27 protein-coding genes and 2 pseudogenes are annotated in these 23,639 nt (G+C 68.9%); 14 read left to right on the forward strand and 15 right to left on the reverse strand.

The window, feature by feature from the left end; all coding sequences use genetic code 11:
* Nucleotide 1: 1 nt before the first annotated feature.
* Nucleotides 2–1,150, reverse strand: coding sequence for a glutathione-independent formaldehyde dehydrogenase (locus ABD932_RS38555; RefSeq protein WP_345020428.1), 1,149 nt, complete (start codon nt 1,148–1,150; stop codon nt 2–4).
* A gap of 449 nt (nt 1,151–1,599) precedes the next feature.
* Between ABD932_RS38555 and ABD932_RS38560 the strand changes: the two genes are divergently transcribed.
* Complete coding sequence (locus ABD932_RS38560; RefSeq protein ID WP_345020430.1) at nt 1,600–2,601, forward strand: hypothetical protein; 1,002 nt, start codon at nt 1,600–1,602, stop codon at nt 2,599–2,601.
* A 592-nt stretch (nt 2,602–3,193) separates the two neighbouring features.
* On the opposite strand, the gene ABD932_RS38565 is transcribed toward ABD932_RS38560, so the two are convergent.
* Nucleotides 3,194–3,619, reverse strand: coding sequence for a Rossmann-fold NAD(P)-binding domain-containing protein (locus ABD932_RS38565; protein ID WP_345020432.1), 426 nt, complete (start codon nt 3,617–3,619; stop codon nt 3,194–3,196).
* Nucleotides 3,591–4,004, reverse strand: a complete 414-nt coding sequence (locus ABD932_RS38570) for a hypothetical protein (protein ID WP_345020949.1) — start codon at nt 4,002–4,004, stop codon at nt 3,591–3,593. The genes ABD932_RS38565 and ABD932_RS38570 overlap by 29 nt, the downstream gene beginning before the upstream one ends.
* Nucleotides 4,005–4,434: 430 nt before the next feature.
* Here ABD932_RS38570 and ABD932_RS38575 point away from each other — a divergent pair, with 430 nt between their 5' ends.
* From ABD932_RS38575 to ABD932_RS38590, 4 genes are read left to right on the forward strand one after another with little or no spacing between them, the layout of a single operon-like run.
* Nucleotides 4,435–5,106, forward strand: coding sequence for an RNA polymerase sigma factor (locus tag ABD932_RS38575; protein WP_345020434.1), 672 nt, complete (start codon nt 4,435–4,437; stop codon nt 5,104–5,106).
* On the forward strand, nt 5,103–5,333 hold the full coding sequence (locus tag ABD932_RS38580) for an anti-sigma factor family protein (protein WP_345020436.1): 231 nt from the start codon (nt 5,103–5,105) through the stop codon (nt 5,331–5,333). Before ABD932_RS38575 ends, ABD932_RS38580 begins: the two co-directional genes overlap by 4 nt.
* Before the next feature lie 48 nt (nt 5,334–5,381).
* Complete coding sequence (locus ABD932_RS38585; protein WP_345020438.1) at nt 5,382–7,034, forward strand: NAD(P)/FAD-dependent oxidoreductase; 1,653 nt, start codon at nt 5,382–5,384, stop codon at nt 7,032–7,034.
* On the forward strand, nt 7,027–8,409 hold the full coding sequence (locus ABD932_RS38590) for a hypothetical protein (protein WP_345020439.1): 1,383 nt from the start codon (nt 7,027–7,029) through the stop codon (nt 8,407–8,409). Before ABD932_RS38585 ends, ABD932_RS38590 begins: the two co-directional genes overlap by 8 nt.
* Before the next feature lie 75 nt (nt 8,410–8,484).
* On the opposite strand, the gene ABD932_RS38595 is transcribed toward ABD932_RS38590, so the two are convergent.
* From ABD932_RS38595 to ABD932_RS38605, 3 genes are all read right to left on the reverse strand, one after another.
* On the reverse strand, nt 8,485–8,991 hold the full coding sequence (locus ABD932_RS38595; protein WP_345020440.1) for a DM13 domain-containing protein: 507 nt from the start codon (nt 8,989–8,991) through the stop codon (nt 8,485–8,487).
* A 116-nt stretch (nt 8,992–9,107) separates the two neighbouring features.
* Nucleotides 9,108–10,034, reverse strand: coding sequence for a hypothetical protein (locus ABD932_RS38600; protein WP_345020442.1), 927 nt, complete (start codon nt 10,032–10,034; stop codon nt 9,108–9,110).
* Between the two features lie 22 nt (nt 10,035–10,056).
* Complete coding sequence (locus ABD932_RS38605) at nt 10,057–10,758, reverse strand: flavodoxin family protein (RefSeq protein ID WP_345020444.1); 702 nt, start codon at nt 10,756–10,758, stop codon at nt 10,057–10,059.
* A 285-nt stretch (nt 10,759–11,043) separates the two neighbouring features.
* Here ABD932_RS38605 and ABD932_RS38610 point away from each other — a divergent pair, with 285 nt between their 5' ends.
* Entirely contained in the window at nt 11,044–11,430 is a 387-nt protein-coding gene (locus ABD932_RS38610) for a luciferase domain-containing protein (protein WP_345020446.1), read from the forward strand.
* A gap of 84 nt (nt 11,431–11,514) precedes the next feature.
* Here the strand turns inward: ABD932_RS38610 and ABD932_RS38615 are convergent, their stop codons facing one another.
* The gene (locus ABD932_RS38615) at nt 11,515–11,898 is read right to left on the reverse strand and encodes an AQJ64_40280 family protein (RefSeq protein WP_345020448.1); all 384 of its coding nucleotides are present in this window, start codon (nt 11,896–11,898) and stop codon (nt 11,515–11,517) included.
* A 12-nt stretch (nt 11,899–11,910) separates the two neighbouring features.
* Complete coding sequence (locus ABD932_RS44150) at nt 11,911–12,426, reverse strand: SDR family NAD(P)-dependent oxidoreductase (protein ID WP_425587580.1); 516 nt, start codon at nt 12,424–12,426, stop codon at nt 11,911–11,913.
* A 47-nt stretch (nt 12,427–12,473) separates the two neighbouring features.
* Here ABD932_RS44150 and ABD932_RS38625 point away from each other — a divergent pair, with 47 nt between their 5' ends.
* The 4 genes and pseudogenes from ABD932_RS38625 to ABD932_RS38640 all read left to right on the forward strand — a co-directional run.
* Nucleotides 12,474–12,635: a sigma factor-like helix-turn-helix DNA-binding protein gene (locus ABD932_RS38625; RefSeq protein ID WP_345020450.1), complete on the forward strand. Its 162-nt coding sequence runs from the start codon at nt 12,474–12,476 to the stop codon at nt 12,633–12,635.
* Nucleotides 12,632–13,003 carry a nuclear transport factor 2 family protein gene (locus tag ABD932_RS38630; protein ID WP_345020452.1) on the forward strand — a complete coding sequence of 124 codons (372 nt, stop codon included), beginning with the start codon at nt 12,632–12,634 and terminating at the stop codon, nt 13,001–13,003. The genes ABD932_RS38625 and ABD932_RS38630 overlap by 4 nt, the downstream gene beginning before the upstream one ends.
* A gap of 136 nt (nt 13,004–13,139) precedes the next feature.
* Entirely contained in the window at nt 13,140–13,511 is a 372-nt protein-coding gene (locus ABD932_RS38635; protein ID WP_345020453.1) for an ArsR/SmtB family transcription factor, read from the forward strand.
* Nucleotides 13,512–13,645: 134 nt separating this feature from the next.
* Nucleotides 13,646–13,939, forward strand: a pseudogene (locus tag ABD932_RS38640) (SRPBCC family protein); the annotation flags it as partial.
* Nucleotides 13,940–14,098: 159 nt separating this feature from the next.
* On the opposite strand, the gene pstB reads toward ABD932_RS38640, so the two are convergent.
* From pstB to ABD932_RS38660, 4 genes are all read right to left on the reverse strand, one after another.
* Nucleotides 14,099–14,878: a phosphate ABC transporter ATP-binding protein PstB gene (gene pstB, locus ABD932_RS38645; RefSeq protein WP_345020454.1), complete on the reverse strand. Its 780-nt coding sequence runs from the start codon at nt 14,876–14,878 to the stop codon at nt 14,099–14,101.
* 157 nt (nt 14,879–15,035) lie between these two features.
* Complete coding sequence (pstA, locus tag ABD932_RS38650; RefSeq protein ID WP_345020455.1) at nt 15,036–15,947, reverse strand: phosphate ABC transporter permease PstA; 912 nt, start codon at nt 15,945–15,947, stop codon at nt 15,036–15,038.
* Entirely contained in the window at nt 15,947–16,897 is a 951-nt protein-coding gene (gene pstC / locus ABD932_RS38655) for a phosphate ABC transporter permease subunit PstC (RefSeq protein WP_345020456.1), read from the reverse strand. The genes pstA and pstC overlap by 1 nt, the downstream gene beginning before the upstream one ends.
* Nucleotides 16,894–17,871 carry a PstS family phosphate ABC transporter substrate-binding protein gene (locus tag ABD932_RS38660; RefSeq protein WP_345020457.1) on the reverse strand — a complete coding sequence of 326 codons (978 nt, stop codon included), beginning with the start codon at nt 17,869–17,871 and terminating at the stop codon, nt 16,894–16,896. The genes pstC and ABD932_RS38660 overlap by 4 nt, the downstream gene beginning before the upstream one ends.
* A gap of 78 nt (nt 17,872–17,949) precedes the next feature.
* Between ABD932_RS38660 and ABD932_RS38665 the strand changes: the two genes are divergently transcribed.
* On the forward strand, nt 17,950–18,414 hold the full coding sequence (locus ABD932_RS38665) for a hypothetical protein (RefSeq protein ID WP_345020458.1): 465 nt from the start codon (nt 17,950–17,952) through the stop codon (nt 18,412–18,414).
* Nucleotides 18,415–18,458: 44 nt separating this feature from the next.
* Here the strand turns inward: ABD932_RS38665 and ABD932_RS38670 are convergent, their stop codons facing one another.
* Together ABD932_RS38670 and ABD932_RS38675 are read right to left on the reverse strand one after the other, a co-directional pair.
* On the reverse strand, nt 18,459–18,761 hold the full coding sequence (locus tag ABD932_RS38670) for a peptidoglycan-binding domain-containing protein (RefSeq protein ID WP_425587581.1): 303 nt from the start codon (nt 18,759–18,761) through the stop codon (nt 18,459–18,461).
* A gap of 76 nt (nt 18,762–18,837) precedes the next feature.
* On the reverse strand, nt 18,838–20,226 hold the full coding sequence (locus ABD932_RS38675; protein WP_345020459.1) for a glycoside hydrolase family 43 protein: 1,389 nt from the start codon (nt 20,224–20,226) through the stop codon (nt 18,838–18,840).
* Nucleotides 20,227–20,476: 250 nt separating this feature from the next.
* Between ABD932_RS38675 and ABD932_RS38680 the strand changes: the two genes are divergently transcribed.
* From ABD932_RS38680 to ABD932_RS38690, 3 genes and pseudogenes are all read left to right on the forward strand, one after another.
* Complete coding sequence (locus tag ABD932_RS38680) at nt 20,477–21,901, forward strand: amidase (RefSeq protein ID WP_345020460.1); 1,425 nt, start codon at nt 20,477–20,479, stop codon at nt 21,899–21,901.
* 24 nt (nt 21,902–21,925) lie between these two features.
* Nucleotides 21,926–22,093 (forward strand): annotated as a pseudogene (locus ABD932_RS38685) (flotillin family protein); the annotation flags it as partial.
* Between the two features lie 43 nt (nt 22,094–22,136).
* Nucleotides 22,137–22,583, forward strand: coding sequence for a type II toxin-antitoxin system PemK/MazF family toxin (locus ABD932_RS38690; RefSeq protein WP_345020461.1), 447 nt, complete (start codon nt 22,137–22,139; stop codon nt 22,581–22,583).
* Nucleotides 22,584–22,586: 3 nt separating this feature from the next.
* On the opposite strand, the gene ABD932_RS38695 is transcribed toward ABD932_RS38690, so the two are convergent.
* The gene (locus ABD932_RS38695; protein ID WP_345020462.1) at nt 22,587–23,411 is read right to left on the reverse strand and encodes a TIGR02452 family protein; all 825 of its coding nucleotides are present in this window, start codon (nt 23,409–23,411) and stop codon (nt 22,587–22,589) included.
* Nucleotides 23,412–23,639 lie beyond the last annotated feature (228 nt).

Genomic DNA, 23,639 nt, shown 5'->3' on the forward strand with positions numbered 1-23,639 from the left:
CTTACGCCGCGAGCGCGTGACCAGGATGCAGGACGACCTTGGTGTAGCCCTCGATCCGCTGGTCGAACTTCTCGTACGCGCTCGGCGCATCCTCCAGCGGCAGTTCGTGGGAGACCACGAAGCTGGGCTTGGCGCGCCCGGCGATGATCAGGTCACGCAACTGGCGGTTGTACTGCTTGACGTTGCACTGACCGGTGCCCATCCGCTGGCCCTTCTCGAACATCCTGCCGATGGAGACCAACAGTTGACCGTGCTTGGCGTTCTCGTCGGGTCCGCCCGGGTCGGACGGCACATACAGGCCCGGTACGCCCAGCATGCCCGTCGGCCGCACCGTCTCGACGAGCGTGTTGAGGACGACGGCGGGTTCCTCGTGGCTCGCGTCGTGCGCCTGGGCCTGGTAGCCGACGGCGTCGACGCCCTTGTCCGTTCCCTCGCCGCCGGTCTGTTCCTTGATCTGCGCGGCCGGGTCGCCCTTGGTGAAGTCGATCGGGATGGCTCCGATCTCCTCGGCCTTGGCGAGCCGCTCGGGCACCCGGTCCACGGAGAACACCTTCGACGCACCACGCAGCAGCGCGGAATACGCGGCCATCAGCCCGACCGGGCCGGCGCCGAAGACGGCCACGCTCTCTCCCGGGGTCACCTGGGCGAGCTCGCATCCGTGGTAGCCGGTCGGGAAGATGTCGGCGAGCAACACGAAATCGGTCTCGAAGTTGTTCGACGGCAGCTTCAGACAGTTGAAATCGGCGAACGGCACCCGCAGCAGCTCTGCCTGCCCGCCGGTGTACGGGCCCATGGCCACGTAGCCATAGGCTCCGCCTGCGAAGCCCGGATTGACCGTCAGACAGAAGCCGGTCCTCCCGGCAAGGCAGTTCTTGCAGAATCCGCAGGCGACGTTGAACGGCATGACGACGCGGTCGCCCTTGGACAGAGAAGTCACACCCGCGCCGACTTCCTCGATGATGCCCAGGTTCTCATGTCCGAAGACGATGCCCGACTCGGCCGCCGTGCGGCCCTCGTACATGTGCAGGTCGGATCCGCAGATAGCGGTCGAGGTGACCCGTACCAGCACGTCGTTCGGGTGCTGGATCTGCGGATCGTCGACATCCCTGACGGTGACACTGAAGGGCTTCTCGTAGACAACGGCTTTCACCTGGATCACCTCCGCGTCGAACGCCGGGTGACGATGACGGGCCGCCCCGATCGAGGCCCCTGCCAGGAGAACAGGCAGCGAGGCGGAGCCCCTCGGTCCGTGTCGCAGCCCAGGCGCCCTTGCTTCCCCTTTGAACACTTCCAGGGAACGCCCGTGACGCATGCGCTGCAACCCGCGCCGGTCGAAATCCCGGCGTCGAGTAGCACACTGCGCACACGCGGCTCCTCACCGGCACCCTTCTCCCCGGCAACACCTTCCGGCACATGCGCAACATCGTCGCGCGACGGCCTTGGCGGCCGCTGTACCAGGAGTCCGACCGGCACCGGAGCCGCACCGATGGGTCCCGTGACGGATCTGGCGGTGGATCCGTCTCTCGGCGGCCAGGGGGGCCTGTCAGTGCCGCGTGCTTCGATGGCCTGCCCAGCGCATGTGAGAGGTATGGAGATCCCGTGACACGTACGACGCCGCCGCGGCCTTTGGATGTGACCGGGGCGTTCCCGGAGTTGGCCACGATGTCCAGGAACGTCACTCGGCTGCATCCGCGGTCGGGCGTGCCCACGGTTGAGGACAGTTCGGTGGGTGGCCCGCTGCTGTGGCCGCGGGACGAGCCGTGGCCGACGTGCACACGGTCGCACGAGGTGTACGAGGTGGTGGAGCTGGAGGCGGTGCGCGCCTGGTATCACATTGCGGTCGCCCGGTGGTCACGGCCGGACGATGAACCGCCCACGCCCGAGGAACAGTCGATCTTCGACCGAAGGACACCGAGGGAGACCGACAGCCCCTGTACGGATCCGGTGCCGCTGCTGCCCGTGGCTCAGCTCTATGCCCGGGACGTCCCCGGACTGCCTGTCCCGGATGGCACCGACCTGCTGCAGATCCTGTGGTGCCCGTTCATGGACCACGACGACGACATCCCGGCCATCCACGTGCGCTGGCGCCGTGCCGACCGGGTCACCGCACTTCTTTCGCCACCACCGGAGCCGCCTGTCATCGAACTGGACGACTATTGGCCCGCCCCCTGTGTCCTGCATCCGGAACAGGTGACCGAGTACCCGGCGCCCACCCAGCTGCCTGCTGCGGTGAGCGCACGCGTGGACGCGTGGCAGGAGGAGACCGGCCATCACTACACCGAGTTCGCGGTGGCTCCGGGCTGGAAGACCGGCGGCTGGGGTGTCGTCTCTTCGGACGATGCCGATGCCGCCGACCCGCCACGATGCGAATGCGGCACGGTGACCGAGCCCCTGCTCACCGTTGGCCTCAGTGAATGGAACGAGGACAACGAAGGCGGTTGGCGCCCGCTGGAGGACGCCGACGCCGATGACCGGAGAGGCTACCCACCGGTGGGCGACCCGACCATGATCAATCTGGGAGGCGAAGAATTGCAGATCTACTACTGCCCAGAGTCCTATGAGCACCCGCCGCTGACCGTTCGGGTGTACCGAACGCTGTAGTGCGTTGTGGCAGAAGGAGTCCCTGTTCGATGAGCAGGGCCTACTTCGTGTGCGGGCCGTGATCGCGGAAAGGGAGGGGCAGGCAGCGGACGGCTTGTTGTTGATCGAGGAGGTTGCGATGCCGTCGGTGCTGGGGTTGATGCCGTGACGGGACGGTACAGAGCGGGGGCAGCCGGCACCCAGTGAAGATCGAAAGAGTCTTCCGAGTGGCCGAAGCCACGGCCGCACGACTCCCGCTGCCCGGCAGCATCCGCTTCGATCGGGCCGCACGCCGCACCAACCAGGCGATAACCACGTGATCAAACATCGGTGTCGTGCCCCCAGCACCCACGACGAGCTGCTCACCCTGCTGGTCGCACCCGAAACGCATTCCCGAGGACAGTTCAACGACGAACTTTTGGCCAGCTCCTATCTCAGGCGCGTCGGGAGACCGGTCAGTTCCGCCGAAGGCTCCCATAGTTGCTCGGCCAGCTGCGGGTCACGGGTCTGCGGGTTCTTGGGCTCCTCGCGGTTGAGCCGGTGAAAGTAGGCGCCGTTCACCGACTGAGGATTGGCGACGGTGGCCAGGTGCAGCAAGGGCTCGGCGCCCTGTTCAGGGTTGAGCAGACATGGTGACGTTTTTGTCCCGCACGCGTCGAGCGAACTCCTGTGTGAACAGAACCGTGCCGAGCTCGGCGGTCCCGTACGCCTTGATCATGCGGTAGCGGCCTTTGGTGCTGTTGAGGTCGTCCAGGTCAATGTGACCCTTGCGGTACTGCATGCTTCCCGTGTTGATCACCCGTCCGTCCGGGGACGCGGCCAGTCGGTCCATGAGTTCCCGGGCCCACTTGTGCCTCGGTGTGCCGTCGTACTCCGGAACGTCGTCCCAGCCCACCCGCTGGAAGAACACGGCTATCTCGTACCCCTTCAAGTAGAGCAGCGGCGTCTCGTCCCCACAGATCAGGTGGGCGATCTCCGTCAGCGTGCTGTCGTCGAAGATCTCGTGCCCATCAGACTCCTTTGAGAGAGACGGAGGCATCCTCATCGAGCATGTCGTCGAGTTCATCAGCGGTGAGGTCGGCATCGTCCATCTCGACCGGGGCCCAGGTGCTCCCCGAGTCGCCCTGGACCTCCTCGGTGACTCCGGGCTGGATGCCCAGAGCGTCAAGGCGCTTCCACAACGGAGTCAGCGAATCTTCCGGAGCCAGGGCGAACTCGCTGCTGCGTATGCGCCAGAACTGCCAGCCGGCCCGGCGCAGTTCTCGCTCCCGCTCGTAGTCGTCACGGATCTGGTCAGGCGTGGAGTGATACGGGCTGCCGTCGCACTCCACGGCAAGGCGGCTCGTCTCTCCGACGACAACGAGGTCGATGCGTTTGCCGCTGACTTTCCACTGAGGGACGACGTGGTAGCCGCGTTCCTTGATCCTGCAGTCTGCTGCGCAGCTGGTCCGGCGTGACTGGGGTGAACAGCCACATCTCGGTCAGTGAGTCGATCGCGGACATGTACGCCCGCGGATCACGGGCGGTGACGGCCCGGTGCACCTCCGCCAGTTCGGCCACTCCGCGGGCATCGGGCCGCGGCAGCCGCTCGGCGATGGACCGCGGCCTCTCCTCCGCCTCACGGGCACGCGGTAGCCGTTCCGCGCCGTTCGCCGACGTACGCACGTCGTCCCACTGCTGTGCTGTCCGCACCGTGGCTTTGATCCGGGCCTTGAGCAGACCCGCTGCCGCACCGTCCCCCTGGCCGTGCATGTCCTTACCGGCAGATGAACAAGCGGGCCGCTATACGATCGCACCCACTGGGCTTCCCCTAGGCTGCCCCTCCCAGTTGACAGCCGGCAAGGAGAAAGACGAATGGCCGGAGCACGCGAACTGCCCCCGGACGAGGTCCTGGTCCAGCGGCTGCGTGACGGTGACGAGGACGCGTTCGCCCTGGTGCTGGACACGTGGTCGGGCAGCATGCTCCGGCTGGCCATGTCGTTCGTGTCCACCAAGGATTCCGCGCAGGAGGCCGTCCAGGACACCTGGCTCGCGGTCATCAGGGGGATCGGCGACTTCGAGGGCCGTTCGTCCCTGAAGACCTGGGTGTACCGGATCCTGGTCAACACGGCCAAGGCGCGCGGCACGAAGGAGAGCAGGACCGTTCCCTTCACCAGCCTGCTGCCGGAGGAGGAGGGACCGACGGTGGACGCCGAGCGGTTCCGCGGCCCCGGCGAGCCGTACGCCGGGCACTGGGCCGTAGGGCAGAAGCCGCACCCCTGGCACATTCCCGAGGACCATGTGCTGCGCGGCGAGGTCCGCGAGGTGATCGCGGAGGCCATCGACGAGCTGCCGCCCCGCCTCCGCACGGTGATCACCCTGCGCGACGTCGCGGGGTACGCCTCGGAGGAGGTGTGCTCCCTGCTGGAGATCTCGCCCGGAAACCAACGCGTCCTGCTCCATCGGGCCAGGGCGTTGTTGCGCCGTAAACTGGAGACCTACTTGTCCGGTGCCCATGACGTCGCGGGCGGGAGGGGACAGTCGTGAACTGCAACGACTTCGTGGAGCTGGTGACCGAATTCCTCGACGGCGCCCTGCCCGAGGACGACGAGCGGCGCTTCATCGAGCACCTGGCGGAGTGCTCCGGGTGCGAGACCTATCTCGACCAGTTCCGTCAGACGATCGCCGCCACCGGCGAACTGACCCCGGACGAGATCTCGTCGGAGGCCCGGGAACAGCTGCTCGGCGCCTTCCGGAACTTCAAGCGGCAGTGAGCCGACGGGCCTTGTAACGCTCGTGCGGCGTGCCCGCTCTGAACGGGCATGACTCTGCTCAGAAGACTCCTGTTCGGCATCCTCGCCGGACTGCCCGGTGGCGCGATCGTCGCTGCCGTCACGGACCCGCCCTTGCTCCCCTGGGCCGCGCACACTGCGGTGCTGGGTGCTGTACTCGGTCTCCTCTTCGGCGAGCACCGGCAGAGCAACGGCTCGGCGTTCTCCGTCGGTCTGCTGGTCGGCCTGCTCGACTGGGTGACCTGGACCCTCACTCTCGCTCCCGCGCTGGAGGGCAGGACACCGTCCTGGACGATCGCGGTGGCCGTGGCGCGCTTCCCCGAACTCGTCGGTGCCGCCCTGTTCGGCGCGACAGCCGGGCTCGTCCGCCACGCCCTCGCGACCTGGTTCCCGCCCCAGCCGGCTCCCCCACGGGCCAAACCCCACATCGTGATCGTCGGCGGTGGGTTCGGCGGCGTCGGCGCCGCACGCGAGCTGGACCGGCGCGTCGGCCGCGGGCTCGACGCCCATGTGACGCTGATCAGCGACTCGAACTTCCTGCTGTTCACCCCGCTGCTGGTCGGCGTCGCCTCCAGCACGGTGGAGGCCAGACATGTGAGCGCCCCGGTGCGGTCCGGGCTCGACCACACCTCCTTCCTGCACGGGCGAGTGACGTCGATCGACACCCGCACGCGCAACGCCTACGTCTCCGCGGGCAAGGAGGGAACGCTCCGTGTGCCGTACGACGAACTGGTCCTGGCGGTCGGCGGGGTGCCGCACTTCTTCGACCTGCCCGGAGTGGGCGAGCACGCCGTCCCGATGAAGTCCATCGAGGACGCCACCAGGCTGCGCGACCAGGTGCTGAGCGCGCTGGAGCGGGCCGACCTCGAACCGGACCCGGCCGAGCAGGCCAGATTGCTGACGTTCGTGGTCGCGGGCGGCGGATTCGCCGGGACGGAGTTGGTGGCCGAACTCTTCGACCTCGTCCACGACGTACTGCACTTCTATCCGCGGCTGCACGGGCTGCGCCCCAGGTTCGTGCTCGTGCACTCGGGTGAGCGGCTGCTGCCGGAGCTGTCGCCGAAGCTCGGGCTGTACGCGCAGCGCAAACTCGGTGGACGTGGCATCGAGTTCCGCCTCGGCACGCGCGTGAGCAAGGCCACCGCCGAGGACATCACGCTCGACTCGGGCGAGACCATCCCCACCCGCACACTGGCCTGGACGGCGGGCAACCGGCCGAACCCGCTGGTGCAGCAGGTCATGCAGGGGCCGGTCGCCGTGGAACCCAGCATGCAGGTCCCCGGCCTGGCCGGCCTTTGGGCGCTCGGCGACTGCGCGCGAATTCCCGACCCGGCGGGCGGGGTCTATCCACCGACCGCACAGCACGCCGTCCGCGAGGGCAAGGCGGTGGCGAGGAACATCGCCGCGGTGCTCCGCGGACGCCGTCCGGTTCCGTTCCGCTTCGGCGGGCTCGGCGTGCTGGTTTCGCTCGGGCACCGCACGGCGGCCGGCGAGATCGGCGGGCGCCAGGTCTCCGGCTTCCTCGCCTGGGTCCTGTGGCGCTCGATCTACCTGAGCAAGCTGCCCGGCGTGGAGAAACGGCTGCGGGTACTCGCCGACTGGACCCTCGACCTGGTCTTCCCCAGAGACATCACCCTCTCCTCTTCCTCTTCCGCTTCCTCGACGGGGGATCGCCATGCGTGACGCCATATGCGGAGCCCTCGCCGGTCTCGTGGGAGGACTGGTCTTCGGCCAGGTGATGGCGGTGATCGGGTATCTGCCCACCGTCGCGGCGATCGTCAGAACCGACTCGCCCGTCGTGGGCTTCGCCGTCCACCTGCTGATCGCGGCGATCATCGGAAGCGTCTTCGGCGTGCTCGTGGCACGCCAGCGCGAGCTGCTGTTCTGGGGGCTCGCATACGGCGTGCTGTGGTGGTTCCTCGGACCGCTGACGCTGCTGCCGCTGCTGCTCGGCAGGCCGGTGTCCTGGGATGCGGCGACGGCGCAGGCGCTGATCCCCAGCCTGCTCGGCCACCTGGCCTACGGCGCGGTCACGGCCGCCGTCCTCGCCGTGCTGTCCCGCAAGGAACGCCGGCTCAGGCCCGGTCTCCTGCTACGTGCCGCCGCCGCGGGGCTGTTCACCGGCGCGGTACTCGGCCTCGGCTCGAACGGGCTGTCCGCCGAGGCGGTGCTGGGCCTCGGCTGGAACGGGCTGATCGTCGGGGCGCTGGTCGGCGCCTCCTACGCGGTGGTCTTCGGCGACCCTCGCGAGGGCGCGGGTCCGGCGCTGATCCGCGGCGCCGCCTTCGGCTTCGTGTGGTGGGTGCTCGCGGCCGTGACGCTCTCGCCGCTGTTGGACGGCCGCGGGCTGCAGTGGACGTCGGCCGCGGTGCGCACCGCCGTGGCAGCGCTGCCCGCTCATGTGCTGCTCGGTGCCGGTACGGCCCTGCTCACCAGCCTGCTGGGGGTCCTGTCGCGGGCGGTGTTCTCCGACGACGTACGGCACACCCTGGAGGGACGTCTCGCCGGTGGGCGGGTGATCTCGATCTGGCACGGCGTCATCGCCGGGCTGGCCGGCGGTGCGATCTTCACGGGTGTCATGGTCGCCGTGGGTTTCCTGCCCGTGGTCGCCTCCCTGGTCGGCTCGGAGTCCGCGGTCGCGGGCCTGGTCATCCATCTGCTGATCTCCCAGGCCGTCGGGGTAACTTACGCGGTGCTCTTCCGCCGTCGCAGCTTCGACCCGGCCTCCGGGATCGGCTGGGGTGTGTCGTACGGCTTCGTGTGGTGGGTCCTGGGCAACCTGACGCTGCTTCCCGTGCTGCTGGGCGCGGAACCCCGGTGGAGCGCCGCCGCGCTGGCCCTCTCCTTCCCCTCCCTGATCGGCCACCTCGCCTACGGCGCCGTACTCGGCCTGGTCTACCAGCGGCTGGAGGAGCGGGTCGCCCCGTGGCACCTGACCCGCAGTGAGGCGACCGCGGCGCGGGCGGCGGCGCGTCACGAGCAGACGCTGAGCGCGGCGCCCGCGCTGTGGAGCCTGATCACCTGCGTGGCTCTGCTCATCCCGATCCTGGTGTCGTAGGACCTGTCCGAACCGGAAAAGCCGTGGAGCGGGTGGCATCGTCACCCGCTCCACGGCCTTCTGTACGGCTTTTCGTCAGGCGCGCTGCTCCAGCTCGGCCGCGCCGAAGGAGACGCTGAAGCGCTCACACCAGATCGTCACCGTGGAGAACTTGTCGAGGTCCGTGCCCGCCGGGATCGCGTAGTTCTGGTTGCCCTCGTTGCCCTTGAGGTCGCCGAGGTCGATGTGCTTGCCGTCGTCGAGGTTGCTGCCGCCGTCCTTCTCGACCGGCTGGTCGCTCAGCCACACGTGCAGCGCCGGGCCGTCGGAGGTGCGCAGGTCCGCCAGGCGCAGCGTCGCCTTGCCGTCCGCGAGCTTGTGGACCTCCACCGCGCCGCTGGTCTTGTGCTCGTGGGAGATGAAGTCACCGGTCGCCAGCGGCGCGGCGGCGGCCCCCTGCCGGCCGGAGCTCGCCGGAGCCGCCTCGTCCACGCGGTTGGTGGTGAACAGCCGCCAAGGCTGGAAGAGGTAGAGCCCGACGGCCGCCACGACGACGACCACGGCCGTGGCGATCCAGAGGACGGGGCGCTTGTTTCGGCACATGAGGATTTTCCGTTTCTTGTCTGGGCGATGGCCTCTGCGTCTTGGCCACGGGTATTCAGAGACGGAAGAGCGGCGAACGTTACACATGAACGTCCGCCGCTCTTCCAGGAGTCACGTCAGCACTGCTCCGCGGGGCGCTGCGGCTCGGCTTCCACGGAGACGGGGTGCGCGGCCCTCGCGCGGCGCAGCTCGTCGGCCTCGTCACGGACGGCGTCGAGCCGGACCTCCAGCATGCCGACCCGCTCGCGGTAACGCTCCAGCTCTGCCCGGACGAACTCGGCGTCCGCGATCTGCCGGGACGTCTCCTCCCGGATCGCGGCGGTCTCCTCGGCGAACTTCTGCTGCGCCGTGTCGAGCGCGGTGACGGCCAGGTCGGCCGCCTCCTCGGCGAGCGTCGCGCGCTCCTCTGCGGCCAGGATGCGCTGCGCCGCGGCCCGGGTGACCGTCTCGATGCGGGCCTCGGCCGCCGCGGAGTCGGTGATGATCGCCAACTCCTCGATGTAGGAGGGCAGATCGGAGGCAAGCCGCATGATGAGCGCGACGAGAGCGTCGCGTGACTGGGCAGCACGGTCGCCGTCGACCGTCGGGATCACGACCATGGCCTCCATCGCCGCTATCGTCTCCATCTCGGCGTGCACGGCTTCTGCCGACGCGTGCCCGGACGCCTCGGCGACCGGCGCGTGTCCATGCGCCTGGGGCACCACTTCGGCGCCAGGGATCTGCCCGGACAGCTCCGGGGCGGCGGGCCAGGACTGACCGGCCACCGGCGCCTGGGCACCCTTCCACTCCTCCTTGGCCGCCTTCTTGGCCTCGGCCGCCACACGCCTCTCCTCCTTGCGCTGCTGCCGTTTGGCGCGGAACTTCCTGAACGCGCCCAGCGCGTTGTGCTCCGGGTGCCCGCAGTAGCGCGACGCCGGGCCCTGCGCGTCGGGGGCGGGCGTCTCGGGCGGGTTGGTACAGCCCGGGTAGGCGCAGGTGGGGACGGTCTCAGTGGTCTCGGCGGTCATCTCGGCGGTCACCTCAGCAGTCTTGTCGTCGGTCACTTTTCGGCCTTTCGTTACTTACTTAGCGATATTCCGGATTCTCGAAGTCGAACCGGCACCCCGCGTCCCACTGGGACCGCTGGTTCCCGTGCGCCGGAATGCCACCGGCGTCCTTGAGCAGCCGTGCCATGTGCAGCAGGTTCCACGTCATGAACGTGGTGTTCCTGTTGGTGAAGTCGTTGGCGGGACCGCCGGAGCCCGGATCGAGATAGGAGGGGCCCGGCCCGGCCTCTCCGATCCAGCCCGCGTCCGCCTGCGGCGGGATGGTGTATCCCAAGTGCTGCAGGCTGTAGAGGACGTTCATCGCGCAGTGCTTGGCGCCGTCCTCGTTGCCGGTGATCAGACAGCCGCCCACACGCCCGTAATAGGCGTACTGTCCGGCGTCGTTGAGCAGGCCCGAGCATGCGTAGAGCCGCTCGATGACCAGCTTGGCGACCGAGCTGTTGTCACCCAGCCAGATCGGACCGGCGATGACGAGGATGTCGGCGGCCATCACCTGCTCGTAGATCGACGGCCACGCGTCGCGTTCCCAGCCGTGCTCGGTCATGTCCGGCCACACACCGGTGGCGATCTCGTGGTCGATCGGCCGCAGGTGCTCGACAGAGACGCCCTGCTTCTCCATGATCCGCGAGCTGAGGTCGATCAGGCCCTGGGTGTGGCTGCGCTCCGGGCTCTTCTTCAGCGTGCAATTGAGGAACAGTGCACGCAGGTCGTCATGGCTCATACCCCTCAGTGCGTGCGGCCCGCCGAACGTTACAAGTCGGCTTGGCGGTTGAGTGCCGGGCTCGGCGAGGCACTGATCCGCAGTGCCGTCAAAGTCGGTCCGGCCGCAATGCGTGTCCGGCGGGTCGCGCCTGGGCCGTACACGCTCCATGGCCGCATCCCGAATGACGTATTCCTGAGGATCGAAGCGCCACATATTTTCCCCGCACGCTGTGACGTGTCGCTTCTCCGGTTACGGCTTCCTCGAGCCTTGGTGGCCGGGCGGTGAGCGACCCATGATGGAGCCATGACCACCGCGTCACGTGCCATAACGCAACTGGCGAGCTGGCCGGACCTTTCGGAGGCCCCGCCCAGCTGCGGCACCGGCCGGGCGCTGCGCTCGCCCAGAGCCGAGATCGCACACTTCCACTCGGACCGGAGCGTCGACCTGCACCTCACGGCCAGGACGATCCTCCGCTTCCAGGACGACCTGAAGGACTCGACCGCGATCCGGCTGGTGCCCGGTTCGCACTGGGTGACCATCCGCCTGGAATCCGACTCGGACATCGACCTGCTCATGACCCTGGCGAGCCTCGCCCTGCAAACCCACCAAAGGTCCCCGGATCCAGACGACGTACCGTCCGCATGGTGCAATGATCATCGTGGCAGGGAAATACAGTTGGCCATGCTGTGACAGCCGATCGCTGCACCCCGTAGTCACATGGTGCCGACCGCGTTGACCCGCGGCCCCGGCCGGCATCGCCCCTTGAGTAGGGCGTCAGGTGAGGGGACGAGCGCCCCACGCGTTCTGGAGAGCCGGCTGCACGTCTTCCCCAAGAACGCCGTGCGTCATCTTGCCTGGCAGGGTGGGCAACTCAGCCCAGTGAGTCACGGTTTCAGCACTGATCAGGCCGTAGGGCAGACGGACAACCCCGTCGGAGTCGACGAAGCAGTCTCTGTGCTCCACCCCGTCCTCACTCCAGTGCAGAGTCGTGAAAACCATCGGCCTGACCAGCCAGAATTCCTCACCCACCGCCGTATCGGACTCAGATGCGCTGTCAGCTGGATACCGGCCCGTGATCGCTGCTGCCACCGGTGTACCGCTCCGAGGCAGTCTCTCGCGTGCGTCAACCCACGTCACCACGGTATTCGGATTCGCCATCTCCACCCTCACTCAGGCACTCGACAAGTCGTCTTTGCCCGTCGGCCGGCGCGTCGGCAAGGTCCCCGCCCCGACCTCGACATCCGGCAAGACCGCCCGGCGCTCGCGAAGGTTGCTAGAGACGGAACGAGCACGGCACCCAGCGATCCGCGACCACCTCTCTCCCCCTCCAGACTGGGCCGCGGTTCGCCGCTCCGCCGGGGAACCAAGTGACATGCAGCTCAGCGTGGTCGACCCGATGCCGATGGCGTCTCCTCCGCCCTCATGACGACAGCGTTCCCGCCGTCGGCATGCTCCCTCGGCGGCGAGGCGAGCCCGGCCCCTCCGGCGGCCTGCGTGGTGCCCACGACGTGGAAGGACTCGGTCCGGGTGGCACCGGGAGACAGGGCCAGCCAGCACCCGCAAACCGGTACCGCGCGACTCCTCCCACAGCGCCTCGGTAAGGCTCAGCACGAATGCCTTGGTCGCCCTGTACAGCGCCATGCGCGGGTTGGGCTGGTAGGCAGCCATGCTCGCCACGTTGACCATTGGAAGGGACCGAAGGTGGCGAACCCGGCGTTGTTGATCACGCCTTCGTGACCGCCCTTCAGGTCCTGCCGCCTCATCAGCTCGCCGTGCTCATCCTTCGCGACGTCCTCGGATTCCACGCGAACGAGGTGGCCGACATGCTCGACTCGAGTGTCCAGTCCGTCCACAGCACCCTCAAACGGGCCCGCGCCGGTCTGCGGCGCCCGTGACAGAGTTCGCCCGCGCCTACGGGTCCGGGGATGTGGACGGGCTGGTCGCCTTGTTCACCGACGACGTCTTCGTGTCCATGCCGCCGATTCCCCTCGAACACCAGGGCCGCGATGTCGTGGCCGGTCTTTTCGCCGGCATCTTCCGCTCGGGCAGGAGGGTCGACCTCGCGCCGACGCGGGCCAATGGGCAGCCTGCGTTCGGGACCTACCTTCGCTCCCCCGCCGGCATCCGCCATGGAACCGGCATTCGCCACGGCAGCGGCCTGTTCGTCCTCACCCTCACCGGCCTGCGGATCCGTGCCTTCACCCGCGTCGACAACAGCGTGCTGCCCTGGTTCGGACTGCCGCGCTCGCTGCCCGGCCGATAGGCAGCTTCGCCCACACGCGACGCGCGCTCTGCGAGCTCGGCGAGCTCGGCGAGCTCAGGGGACAACGGCTCGCCCGCCGGCCCGATGCGTCGGAAATCATTGACGCGTCGGAAATCTCCGACGTATTGTTGCGGCCATGCCCCCGGACGTCTTCAGCGCACTCGCCAATCCCGTGCGGCGCCAACTGCTCGATGCCCTGCGGGAGGGGCCGCGTGCTGTCAATGATCTCGCCGGCCGCTTCGCACTGAGCCGACCTGCGATCTCCGAGCATCTCCAGGTGCTGCGCCAGGCCCGGCTCGTACGGGAAGAGCCACGCGGCCGCCAGCGCTTCTACCACCTGGAACCGAAGCCACTGGCGGAAGTCGGCGAATGGCTGCACCCCTTCGAGCACTACTGGCGCGCCCGCATGCGCTCACTGAGCGACCTCCTCGACGAGCAAGAGCACGCCGAGCAGGGACTCGACCCGAAAGAAACCGACCCGAACAGCAAGGACGCCGCCCAGCCATGACTTCCGAATCCGCCGAGAGCGCTCCCGTCATCCACTGCGACCAGTTCCTGCCTCACTCCCCCGCCACTGTCTGGAAGGCGCTGACCGACCCGGAGCTGCACGCCCGCTGGTGAGCCGCCGGCGACGTACGCCCGGCCGTCGGCCACCGCTTCACCCTCGACATGGGCCCCTGGGGCGAGCAGCCCTGCGAGGTCCTCGCCGTCGACCCGGAGCGGCTGCTCCGCTACAGCTTCGCCGAGGGGAGCCTCGACACCACCGTCACCTGGCGGCTGGAACCCGAGGGTCACGGCACCCGGCTCTTCCTCACCCACGAGGGCTTCGACCTCGACTCCCCGCTCGGCAAGGCCGCCTTCGACGGCATGGGCGACGGCTGGCCCGGCGTACTGGACCGCCTCGCCGCCGTACTCGCGAGCCCTGCGGCCTCGTAAGACCCGGCAACAGCACTGCTGTACGCCTTGCGAAATATCGCTCCCGTATCTCAGCTGTCCAGCGGCGGCTCAGTGTCCGTCCCGGTGAAGAGGCGAGGAATGGCCCTCACCCGCGGTTCCCGAAGGTGACGGCGGCGACGGATGCGTCGAACACGGGCATCAGCCGATTCGGCCCGTGATGTAGTCCTCGGTCCGCTGGTCGGAGGGGTTGGAGAAGATACGTGCCGTCTCGTCGTACTCGACCAGACGGCCGTGCCGCTCCCCCTCGCCACCGACGTCCGTGGTGAAGAACGCGGTGCGATGCGAGACGCGGGCGGCCTGCTGCATGTTGTGCGTGACGACGACGATCGTGAACTCCTGCGCCAGGTGCTCCATCAGGTCCTCGATCTTCGCGGTGGCGATCGGGTCCAGGGCCGAGCAGGGCTCGTCCATCAGGATCACCTCGGGCTTGACCGCGATGGTGCGCGCGATGCAGAGCCGCTGCTGCTGCCCGCCCGACAGGGCCAGCGCCGAGGTCTTCAGCTTGTCCTTGACCTCGTCCCACAGCGCGGCATGGGTGAGGGTCTCCTCCACCAAGTCGTCGAGGTCGCCCTTGAAACCGCCCACCCGAGGTCCGTAGGCGATGTTGTCGTAGATCGACTTCGGGAACGGGTTGGGCTTCTGAAAGACCATGCCGATGCGGCGCCGCACCTCGATCGGGTCGACGTCCCGGCCGTAGAGATCCTCGTCGTGGTAGCGGATCTTCCCGGCCACGCGGGCCGTGGGGATGAGGTCGTTCATCCGGTTGAAGCAGCGGATCACGGTGGACTTGCCACAGCCCGAAGGGCCGATCATCGCGGTGATCTGGCGGTCGCCGATGGTCATGTTGACGTCTCGGACGGCTTCGTGGGCGCCGTAGAAGACCGACAGGCCGCCCACCTCGAAGACCGGGGTGGTCAAGGGCGGGGCGTCTCGATAGGAGACCTGCGGGACCGTAGTGCCGCCGGTGGGGACGGGGGCCTCGGAGGGGGAGGCCACCACGGGCGCCCGCGCGTACCGAAGGGCCCGCAGACGAAGGCGTGGGAGGCGTGGAGAGGGTTGTGCGGTCATGGCGCGGTCACCAGCGGTGGGAGTAGCGGTTGCGGAGCCAGATGGCCAGGGAGTTCATGGCCAGCAGAATGACCAGGAGGATCACGATCGCCGCGGCGGCGAGTGAGACGAATTCGGCACGGGACTGGCTGATCCAGTTGAAGATCTGGATCGGCAGCACCGTGAACGGGCTGTCCGGACCGGTCGGATTGAAGGTGATGAAGGTCAGCCCGCCGAGCAGCAGCAGCGGGGCTGCCTCACCGATGGCCCGGGACAGGGCGAGGATCGAGCCGGTGGCCATGCCGGGCACGGCGGCGGGCAGCACCTGGCGCCAGATGGTCTGCCACTGGGTGGCACCCAGCGCCAGGGACGCCTCGCGGATGGACGGCGGTACGGCGCGGATCGCCTCCCTCGCGGCGATGATCACGGTGGGCAGGACCAGAAGCGACAGGGTGAGCGAGGCGGTGAGGACGGTCTGCCCGAAGCCCAGGCCCCGGGAGATGATGCCGAGCCCGAGGATGCCGTAGACGATCGACGGCACCGCCGCGAGGTTCTGGATGTTGATCTCGACCGCGCGGTTCCACCAGCGCTCCGGGTCGGCGTACTCCTCCAGATAGATGGCGGTGAGGAAACCGACGGGCAGGCAGTACAGCGCGGTGAAGGTGATCACCCAGATGGTGCCCATGATCGCCGACTGGGCGCCGGCCTGTGAAGGGTCGATGATGTCGGGGAAGTTCGTCAGGATCCGGGAGTCCAGCCGGGGCCATGCCTCCACCACGACATACACGAGCAGGCAGCCGAGGAACACCACGCCGACGGCGAGCGAGGCCCACAGGCCGAGCTGGAACAACCGCTCCCGCCACGGCATGCCGTCGCCCCTGAGCCGGCGTGCCTCCGGGATGCCGGCTTCTGGTCCCTTGTCGAGGACGGGGGCGCCCATCACTCGTACACCTGCCGGTACCTGCGCACGAGGCGAATACTGACCAGGTTCATCACCAGCGTCATGACGAAGAGCAGCGCCCCCACAGCGAAGATCGTCTGGTAGCCGACGGAGCCGGTCGGCAGGTCGCCGATGCCGGCCGCCGCGATGAACGCGGTCATCGTCTGCATGCCCTCAAGGGGATTGAAGGACAGATTGGGCCGGCCGCCCGCCGCAACCGCGACGATCATCGTCTCGCCGATCGCACGCGAGACGCCGAGCACGATGGCGGCGACGATGCCGGACAGCGCGGCCGGGAAGACGACCCGGGTGGAGACCTGCATACGGGACGATCCGAGCGCGAAGGCGCCGTCGCGCAGGTCGTTCGGCACGGCGTTCATGGCGTCCTCGGAGAGCGAGGCGATCGTCGGGATGATCATGATGCCCATGACGAAGCCCGCCGCGAGCGCGTTGAAGACCTCCGGCCCCTCGCCGCCGGGCCAGATGTCCTGCAACAGCGGGGTGACGGCCTGCAGGGCGAAGAACCCGTACACGACGGTGGGGATACCGGCGAGGACCTCCAGGATCGGCTTGAAGAACGCCCGGACCCTGGGCCTGGCGTACTCGCTCAGGTACACCGCCGCACCCAGCCCCAGCGGCACAGCGACCAGCAGCGCGATCAAGGTGACCATCAGTGTGCCGGTGACCAGGGGCAGGACACCGAAGTGCGGCGGCTTGAACAGCGGCGACCAGTCGGTGCCGGTGATGAAGTCGCCGAAGCTCACCTTGCCGAAGAACTCGGCGGCGGGCGGGATGAGCGCGATGACGATGCCGACGGTGGTCAGCACCGAGACCAGCGAGGCGGCCACCAGCAGGACCTTGACGGCCTTCTCGCCGTAGCGCGGCTGGGACCGTCTCAGGAAGCCGGGGCCTCCCGGGACGGTCCTGCGCCCGAAGCCTGTGGAAGTCATGAGCTGTGCTGCTCCTGCAGCCTCTCCAGATCCTTGTCCAGCTCGGCCTGCTGGGTCTTGTTCAGCGGTACGAACTGGGCCTTCTCGGCGATCTCGGCGTTGTTCCCCACGTAGTACTCGACGAACGCCTCGACCTCCGGCCTGTCGAGCGAGGACGCCTTGGGATAGATGAACAGCGGTCGGGACAGCGGCTTGTAGCTGCCGTCCTGCACGGTCTTGGCGGTCGGCTCGACGCAGCCGTCGCCGTCGTTGATCTTCAGCACCTTCAGCTCGTCCTTGTTCTCCTCGTAGTACGACAGGCCGAAGTAGCCCATGCCGCCCTTGGAGCCGGACACGCCCTGCACGGTGACATTGTCGTCCTCGCTCGGGGAGTAGTCCGTACGGGAGGCGCCTTCCTCCCCGTTGATGGCCTCGGTGAAGTAGTCGAAGGTGCCCGAATCGGTACCCGGGCCGAAGAGCTCCAGTTCCTCGTCCGGGAACTTGGCGTCGACCTGGTTCCAGTTGTCGACCTTGGAGCCGGGTTCCCAGACCTTCTTCAGCTGCTCGACGGTCAGGCACTCGGCGAAGTCGTTGTCCTCGTTCACCACGACCGACAGCCCGTCGTTGGCGATCTGGAGCTCCTCGTACTGAATGCCGTTCTTCTCGCAGGCCGCCTTCTCGTCGTCCTCGATCGGACGCGAGGCATCGGAGATGTCGGTCTCGCCCGCGCAGAACTTCTCGAACCCACCACCCGTACCGGAGGTGCCCACCGTCACCCTGACCCCGGGGTTCTCCCCCTGGAACAGCTGGGCCGCCGCTGTGGACAGCGGAGCCACCGTGCTGGAACCGTCCACCCGGATGGTGCCGGACAGGTCGCCCTCGACACCGGCGTCGGAGCCGCTGGCGGAACCACCGCACGCACTTGCGGTCAGCAGCAGTGCGGCGGTCAGGGCCATCGGGGCGACGGGTCTGCTCGGCGACATGCGAATACTCACGTGACTCCTCGATCCTCGCATTGACTTCCCCTTTGGCCAATATCGGACAAATAGTCGGAGCTCACTACTCGGACAGTCATGCCCGAGCGCAGCCGGCCCTGCTCCGCGGTGAACGGCGTCGGGGTCGCCGGTTTCCGCAGACGCCGCCTCCGAACAGTCCGCGCACGCTCCCCGCACCGGCATCTGGTGTGCGGGGCGGCCGCCCTGCTGGTCCTGGGTGCGGCCGTACTGCGGGAGACCGTGGTGATACGACAGTTGCGGCAGCGTGGGACGCATACGCAGGGCATCGTGGTCGACAACGTGCGGACCACCGACTCCGGCGGGCCGATGTGGGTGCCGGTCATCGCCTTCACCGACCGGCGTCGGTACGCGGGTGCGGGATGGGGCTGGCGACGGGGCGGGAAGTGGATGTGGTGTATCTGCCGCACGACCGCAGACGACCCGGGTGCTCATGTGGCGGCACACGGTGGGGCCGGCAGTGTCCCTGTTCCTCGGTTGCATCGTTTCCTGGGCGTCGCTGTGTCGATCGCCTTGGCGGGCTGACCGTGTCAACCGCGACCGGTCCCGCCCCCGGCCGAGAGCGGCGCTCACTGCGCCCGGATGGCCTCCGCGGGTGGTGTGCGCAGTGCCTGGCGGGTGGGGAGTTCGATGGTGAGGAACGCCGTCACGGTGACCGTCAGGGCGAGGGCGGGGAGCAGCCATGGCGGGCCCGCGGGCCAGGGGCGGCCGAGGAAGCCCTGGCCCAGGAGGGCGAGCGGAATCGCGGACAGCAGCAGGGCTGTGGTGAGTGCGGTGGCGGCGGTGACCTCGCCACCCGTCAGCATGCCCCAGGTCTGCGGACCCACAATGCCGTCGACGGTGATCTCCACCCGACGCTGGTACTCGCGCACCCGACCGTCCGAGGCGGTGACGGAGTGAAGTACACCAGTTCCCTCAACGAACTTCCCAGGTCAGCAAGTCCCCAGCTCAGGCCCAGGCCGCCACCGGCACGAACGAGCTGTCCTGCCGGAACAAGTCCGTCCCGTTCGATCGTTCCACTCGCAGCTCGTAGCTGTAGTGCCGCAGGTAGTACCCGGGGTAGTTGTACGACTCGAAGCGGATCGAGCCGCTCGCCGTGCCGGTGCGGGCGACGAACGTGGCGTCCTTGGCGAACGTCGAGGTGCCGTCGTTGGTGTCGAAGCGGGCCCGGAAGTCCCAGTGGCGCAGATAGCGGCCGGAGGCGTCGCGGAAGGAGTAGCCGTTCGCGTCCGCGAGGCCGGCCACGACCGTGAACGTCGAGGCCTGCTTCTCGGCGGTCGTGCTGGATCCGCTCACCACCGGGAGGTTGAGCAGGGAGGACTGCGCCTGCCAGTAGCGGGTGGAGTAGTTGGCCGACTGGAAGGAACGGGTGACGTTCTTCGCGAGGGTCGGGCCGCCGGAGACCGTCTCCTTGATGACCGTGAAGTGACGTGCCGTGCCCGACACGGCGGGCAGGGCGGCCGGGGCTGACCAGGTGGCGAAGGTGTCGTAGCTGTCGCTGTAGTAGTACGTGCCGTCGCCGTAGCCGTCGAAGAAGAGCCGCCAGCCGCCGTTGTCGAGCTGGACGAGCGCGGGGCCCTCGCGGTAGCTGCCCCAGCCCGCCCAGTTGCCCGTACGGGAGATCGTGTAGGGGCCGGTGAGGTTCGAGGCGGTCGCGTACTCGATGTACTTCGTCGTCTCGTTCTTCGTGAAGGCGTGGTAGGTCGAGCCGATCTTCACGATGAAGGTGTCGATGTGGTTCGCGCCGATGCCGGACAGCGCGACCGGTGAACTCCAGGACGTCAGCGCGGAGTTCGTGGCCTTGAGCAGGTACGGGGTGAAGATCCACTCGTCGTTGGTGGTCGAGCAGGACACGATGACGTTCACGCTGCCGTCGCTGTCGACGAACCACTCCGGCGCCCAGGCCCGGGAGAGGCCCGCGATCGGGACCGTGTAGTCGTACAGGAACGTCCAGTTGACCCGGTCGGTGCTGCGGGCGAATCCGATGGTGGTGCTGGTGTCCTGCCAGGTGTGGGTCGTGTAGGTGATGTAGTAGTAGCCGTTGGTGTGCTTGAAGATGCTCGCGTCGCGGATGCGGTTGCTCGGCGGCGTGTAGGCGGAGGCCTTGGCCAGGCGGAAGTCGGTGGCGTCGTCCGACTGATAGACGTTCACGGTCCCGTCGTTGCTGTTCAGGAACGGCACGATGGTGTAGCGGGTGGCCGAGCCGCTCGGCGGTGCGGCCGCCAGTGCCGTGCCGAGCAGGCCGGGGGCCTCGCCCAGGATCAGTGCCGAGGCGGGCACGGCGGCCATCGCGCGCAGCAGGGCGCGGCGGGACGGGGTGTGGGGACGTCTGGTCACGTGCGGCTCTCCCTACGGTTCAAGGGACTTCCAAGCCGGTTCGGAATATCGAACGCAGTTCGGAAATTCGATCAGAAGGTAGGGGTGGGACCCAGGCACGTCAATGGTTTACACATGAGGAAGCGAGACCTGAGAGAAACCTGTGGTGAACCACGGGCCGCGCCCGGCGAAACCGTTCCACCACGGCCTCATGAAGGTTACCGTTCGGTAGACATCGTGGAGACAGCGTCGTCCCCCGGAGGTGCCCCGTATGACGCCCGACCGTGCCGTAGGCCTTGCCGAGTCCGCCCGTGCGCTGGCCGACGGGGAGGTGACGTCGCGGGCCCTGGTCGCCCAGGCGCTGGCGCGGATCGAGGCGACCCAGGGGTCCCTCAACGCCTTCCGGGTGGTCCGGACGGAGGCCGCCCTCGCCGAGGCCGAGGTCGCGGACAAGGAACTCGCCGCAGGCGGGCGCCGGCCGCTGCTGGGCGTGCCGGTCGCGGTCAAGGACGACATGAACGTGGCGGGCGAGCCGACGGCGTTCGGGTGCGGCGGGGAGTTCCCGCCCGTCGCCGAGGACGGCGAGGCGGTACGGCGACTGCGCGCGGCCGGAGCGGTGATCGTCGGCAAGACCAACACCTGCGAGCTGGGTCAGTGGCCGTTCACCGAGGGGCCCGCCTTCGGCGCGACCCGCAATCCGTGGCACCCGGAGCACACCCCCGGTGGCTCGTCCGGTGGCTCGGCCGCAGCCGTCGCCGCCGGACTCGTCCCGGCCGCGCTCGGCTCGGACGGCGCCGGCTCGGTGCGGATCCCCGCGTCCTGGACCCATCTGATCGGCATCAAACCGCAGCGCGGCCGCATCTCGACCTGGCCGCGCGGCGAGTCGTTCCAGGGCATCACCGTCAACGGCACCCTCGCCCGCACGGTGGCCGACGCGGCCCTCCTGCTGGACGCGGCCGCCGGCAACCACGACCTCGACCCGCACCGGCCGCCCGCGCTCGACGCCTCGGAGGCGGTCGGCCGCGACCCCGGCCGGCTGCGCATCGCGCTCTCCCTCAAGCCGCCGTTCACCGCCCTGCCCGCCCGCCTCCAGCCGGAGGTGCGGGCGAGGGTCGTCCAACTCGCCGGGAAACTGAGCGCGTTGGGACATGTCGTCGAGGAGGCCGATCCGCCGTACGGCCAGATCGGGCTGACCTTCGTACCCCGGGCGACGGCCGGCATCGCCGAGTGGGCGAGCGAGGTGCCCTCTCCCGCGCTGCTCGACCGGCGCACCCGGGACGCCGCCCGGCTGGGCCGGCTCCTCACCGGGTTCCCGCTGCGCGTGGCGCGGCGCGCGGAGGCGGCCCTGCACCGTCGTATCGGCGCGTTCTACGAGTCGTACGACGTCATCCTCGCCCCCACAACGGCCGCTCCCCCGCCCCGAGTCGGCGCGATGCTCGAACTCGGCGGGTTCGCCACCGACCGCGCGATGATCGCCGCCTGCCCGTACGCCTGGCCCTGGAACGTGCTGGGCTGGCCCGGCGTCAACGTCCCCGCCGGTTTCGTGGCCGGCCTGCCCGTGGGCGCCCAGTTGCTCGGACCGGCGAACAGCGAGCCCCTGCTGATCTCGCTGGCCGCGCAGCTGGAGGCCGAGCTGCGCTGGCACGAACTGTGGCCGCCGCAGCAGGACGAGACGGCGCCCACCGCGGTCGTGTAAGGCGGCACCGGAGTTCCTGGAGGCGGCGCCGACGGCATGGCGGACATGTTCGCCAAGGCGCTCACCATGGGCGGTACGGGGCTGGGCCTGGCCCGCCAGTTGCTGGCCACGATGAACCAGAACGGGCAGGCACCGAAAGAGACCTCGCCGCTGGACGGGCTCGCCCAGAAGGTGCCGATGGACGAAAAGTGACCCTTCACGCGTAACTCACGGGGGCAGCCCCTAAGGTGCCCCCGTGAGCACGTACACCGACGAGAACGCCCCGGGCCGCTACGGCCGCACCGCCACCACCGAAGCCGACCCCCGCGCGGTCGGCAAGGTGCGCACCGAGTACTCCCCCGCCCACGACGGCGACCCGGACCCCGGGGAGATCGTCTGGACCTGGGTTCCCTTCGAGGAGAACGACGGGCGGGGCAAGGACCGCCCGGTGCTCGTGGTGGCCCGGGAGGCCGGCGGCACGTTTCTCGCCGTGCAGCTCTCCAGCAAGCGGCACGACGGAGACCGGGAGTGGGTGGCGATCGGCAGCGGGCCCTGGGACCGGACGGGCCGTGACTCCTGGGTCGACGTGGACCGCGTCCTCCGCCTGCACGAGCAGGGCATGCGCCGGGAGGCGTGCGCACTGGACCGCGGGCGGTTCAACCTGGTCAGGCGTCGGCTGCACGAACGCTACGGCTGGACCTGAGCGCTACCGCAGCGGCTCACGCTCCGGAAACGCTCGTGCGAAAGCCGCGCGCACCGCGCTGTCCGGCGTGCGGTCGAGGATCCCGAACACCACGTGCTCGAAGGCCCCGGCGAACCGCCCGCCGGGCCCGAGCAGCGCCCGGAACGCGCCGGCCACCTGCGCCGGGTCGTTCTGGAACACCCCGCAGCCCCACGCGCCCAGCACCAGCCGCCGGTACCCGTGCGCCGCGGCCGTCTCCAGCACCCGCTCGGCGCGTGCCGCGAGCGCCTGCGGCAGCTCGGCCGTGCGCTGGGGCGTCGTACGCCGGACGACTCCCGCGTTCGGTGCGGCGGCGGTCAGGAAGCCCGCGGTGTACGGCTCGTCCAGCAGACGGCCGCGGTCGTCGCGGAAGACGGGCACGCCGGGTGAGTGGATGACACGGTCCGTGTAGAACGGGTCGCGGTGGGCGCGGTGGTGGTCGTAGAACTCACGGGCCTCGAGCAGGCAGGTGTACAGCGCCGAGCCGCGGCACAGGGCCTCTTCCTGGGCCTGGGCGCCGTTCAGGTAACCGCCGCCCGGGTTGCGGGCCGACGCGAAGTTCAGCACGGCGGTGTCGCCGCCGAGGCGACGTGCGGCTTCCAGGCTGCTCTCGCCCGTGACCTCGAAGAACGTCTCCGCTGCGGAAATCTCCGGCACCGGCACCGGGTCCGGCCCGACCATCCGCGTGCCGTCCCGTGCGGCCTCGATCGCCGCCGCGAGGGAGACCTCGTGGCCGTCCGGCGCGCGGTACCCGCCCGCCGCGACGATCTGTTCCGTCTGCTGCGCGAGGCCGCGCAGACGCGCGCTCATGGCGCCACCCCCGTGCGCGCCATGACCGTGCGACCGCGGCGGCCTCGCGTGGTCCTCGTCGTGATCTCCCCCGTCGTGCTCACACCGGCATCCTGAGCGATGCTGGTCATGCGGTGCAACAGAGTTTCCCTGGCCCCACAGCCGATCGAGAACGACCGGGAATGCCCCTGCGAACACCCGGGGCGCGGAGGTTACCGACCCGGAACGCGCCGGAACGCACCCTTGTGC

This window comes from Streptomyces shaanxiensis, from assembly GCF_039537145.1.
In the GTDB taxonomy this organism is placed as follows: Bacteria; Actinomycetota; Actinomycetes; order Streptomycetales; family Streptomycetaceae; genus Streptomyces; species Streptomyces shaanxiensis.